The sequence below is a fragment of the Sulfuricurvum sp. PD_MW2 genome, assembly GCF_002633015.1.
Classification (GTDB): Bacteria; Campylobacterota; Campylobacteria; order Campylobacterales; family Sulfurimonadaceae; genus Sulfuricurvum.
In genome coordinates, this window is record NZ_NSIU01000050.1 from 1 (window position 1) to 3479 (window position 3479).

Consider the following 3479-nt stretch of genomic DNA (forward strand, 5'->3'; position numbering starts at 1 on the left):
ATACATGATTTCCAGTTTCAAAAATATATTTTAGAAGTGTAGCAGAATTGCATTCGATTATGAAATACTGCTACGCAACACACTTGCAACAGTATTGGTTTAAAATATAATGTACATAAAATACAAGGAATGGGTGTGAGCTTTCTCATATTAAAATGTTTAGCGGATTCTGAACAGATTTTGTTTGAAGAAAATTTGGAGGATCGAGCAAAAAGAATTCTCAGAACTTTGGTGGAAGGACATGCTGAAATGATGCTGTCGCAAAACACAAAGCTATCGGAAGATAGTGCATTGAGTGCAGCAGAATCGATTTTTAAAATAGTGGAAAAAGGTATTTTTTTGAAAAAGAGAAAATAGGTATTATTTGATTTTCAGTGAATACACTGAAGTGTCTTCCGCTATGCAGTATATTTCATAGTTGCATAAATTTTTATTTTCTTTGATGACAGCTTCACTACCGAGGCTTTCACAATAGCGTGCGATCTTTTCTGCTAAGCCTAAGTTTCTTGTAGTGATTTTAAGAATATATGCACCTTTATACCCACCATAGGTATTGATATCCTTAATATCTTCGTTAATAAAAGTCTGTATTACTTTACGATGTAGATCGAACATTTTTTATAGTTATTCTCATAATGATATTTGTTTGAATTATAGCTTATTTAGAGATGATTCGCGGTGCTGTGGCAAAAAATATAGTGATGAATAAAAATACAATAGCACCGAGAATAAAATAAAACGAAGTATCCATCTGGAACCTTTCTAGAGGTTGATTGAACGTATCGTATTATTTTAGTGTTGCAAGTATGTCGCAGAATTCTATTGAAAAGATGTATGAGAAGAATATAGTTTTTAAAAGTCAAAATATTTTAAATAACTTCATGATTCTCCCAAGGTAACTTTAGTGTGAATGTTGTTTCATTGTGTTTGCTTTCTACTTCCAAAATCCCTTTGCAATGATCTTCAATGACCATTTTACTCATATAAAGTCCAAGACCCGTTCCGAGAGAATGATCTTTAGTCGTAAAATAGGGATCGAAGATTTTTTTGATATTTTCTTCTTTTATTCCACCGGCATTATCATAAACTTTGATCAGGCCATAGATATCATCATGATCGATTGTAATGATGATATTGGGTTTCTCGATAGCATGATGCAAAAATGCATCGATAGAATTTTTGAGTAACGTTACAATGACTTGCAAGACTTCATTCCGATATGCATAGACTTTTGCAGGTGCATTGACACGAGTATCGATATTGATATTATTGGTTTTGATCGTATGATCCACAAGGGTTAAAGCTTGTTCGATAAGGAATAAAAGGTCAATTACCTCTTTGGGTTTATCGTTACGGAAAAAATCTCGATAATCGTTGATCGTTTGTGAGAGATAAACACTCTGTTTTTCAATTTTATCAAGGTTACTAAGCAAGAAAGTATCGGGCTCATCTTTCATGCACTCTTTCATTAAATGCTGGGTTGTAATAGCATTAATTACCGCGAGTGGTTGACGCCATTGATGTGCAATCATACTGATCATTTCGCCCATTTGTGCTTGTCGTGAATGCATGGTGAGTAATTTGTCTTTTGCAATTTTATCGGTAATATCTCTTGCTAATATAATGACTTTATTAATATTTTCTCCGTATTTGGCGAGGGTCAGATCAAGAATTTTTATAGTATTGTGTATTGTAGTAAAGGTACACTCGGCGCGAGCAGTTTGCCCATCATAGGCATCTTGGAGATAATCTTTTAAGGTACGGTTTGAGGATTCGAAACTCCATGTGAATGTGGTTATATTGCTTTGTAAAAATTCTTGTTTTGATATTTCAAATAATGACAATGCAACCTCATTACAATCAACGACATAGCCATTTTCCAAAATAATAATTGCTTTATCAATCGATGTAACGATAGTACGATAAAAATCTTCACTTTCTATCAATTTATTTTGTGTAGAGCGTATCTCGGTTATATCATCACCAGAGCATAGAAATCCTATTATATTCCCAAGTTCATCGTATAAAGCTTGATTACGCCATGCGATTGTTCGTACATTACCGTTTTTTGTTACGATGTCATTTTCGTAATAAGGCGGTGGAGGTGTTTGTGAATTAACAAGATCATTTATAAGTTCTTTTATTTTTGCTTGATCGTGTTGTGGAATAAACATAGAAACCCAATCTTTTTCGAGGACATCTTCACTACTGTATCCTACTATTTCGCATCCTTTTCGATTAAGAAGCTTAATTTTTTGATGAGTATCTAAAACCAGTACGATGACATCAACGATATTGAGATAATTTTGAGCAGTTTGTGTGGTAGCAATGAGCTCATTTTCTATCTCTTTTCGAATTTTTTCATTATGGAAACTGTCCAACGCATGGCTGATATCTTGGGCTATGGCTTGCAGCAGTTTTTTGATTTGAAGATCGAAAATATTGACTTCATAAGCATATATGGTGAGAACACCGATCGTAGTATCGCAACATTGTATAGGAAGTGCGGCTGATGCACCCCAGCCAAATTTTTTTCCCATGTCATGCCATTTTGCAGTCATTGGATCGTGTTGAAAATCTTGACACCAATAGGGCTTGTTTTCTCTAAACGTACGACCGGTAGGGCCCAAGGATGAGGGATCTTCTGGGTCGGTTGAAATGTGTAAGTTATCAAGATATTCTAACCCCTCACCAAATGATGCGGCAATATCAAGACGATTGCTTGAAGGATCGACAATACCGATCCATGCCATTTTTAATCCTCCGAAATTAACGATGTGCTGGCATATTCTCGAAAAAAGTTCTGTATCATTCTTGGATTGTACGATGGCTAAATTACATTCACTTCGTGCGGAATAAAGCTGTTTCAACCGTTCATTCGTTCGTAATAGACTTTGTAAGCGTTCTTGCGTTTCAGATAACCATCCCAAGATACTGTTTTTGAATTTTTGCTCTATATATATTGGTGCTGATTCACCGCGTCCAATTTTTATAATATGTTCATGAACATCATCCAATGAGCCACCCAATATAGCCTTTAATTCTTTATAGAGTCTGTAAAAAGTGAATAATACAAATAAACCTACTCCATTGAGTAAGATTTTCATAATAAGAGCCAGGTTGTTAGTGTGTTCTACAGCTTTTGCAGTTCGTGCATTTATGAGAGAGTAGCATTCATCGAGCGGCTTCATAATAGAAGCTTTTTTCTGATGATAGAGATCGTTATGAAGGAGTTCAAGTGCTTTTTGTTGATTTAAATGGCTATCTCCTTGTTTTGATTCAAGAATTTTCATCGCTCGAAACTCAATTTTTGTTAAATCATCAGATTCTTTTTTTGCTTCGCTGAGTTTTGAAAATTCTTTTTGTGTAAATTTTGCATTGCGCATTAGTTCGATTAATGAAACATTTTGGTTACTAAAAGGCTTTGGACGAAAGTTATCGGTTTGTACTAAATCCCAATAGATATTATTGTAGTTAAC

3 protein-coding genes are annotated in these 3479 nt (G+C 34.6%); 1 reads left to right on the top strand and 2 read right to left on the bottom strand.

The annotated features are described in order from the left end of the window. The first annotated feature begins 135 nt into the window (after positions 1-135). A complete protein-coding gene (locus CJD30_RS11415; protein ID WP_294919242.1) occupies positions 136-357 on the top strand; it encodes a hypothetical protein in 222 nt (73 codons plus the stop codon). Positions 358-360: 3 nt separating this feature from the next. Here CJD30_RS11415 and CJD30_RS11420 read toward each other — a convergent pair whose 3' ends face one another. Continuing rightward, a complete protein-coding gene (locus tag CJD30_RS11420) occupies positions 361-615 on the bottom strand; it encodes a hypothetical protein (protein ID WP_294919244.1) in 255 nt (84 codons plus the stop codon). Positions 616-869: 254 nt separating this feature from the next. Continuing rightward, the coding region (locus tag CJD30_RS11425; RefSeq protein ID WP_294919246.1) for a PAS domain S-box protein at positions 870-3479 on the bottom strand (2610 nt) is incomplete at its 5' end.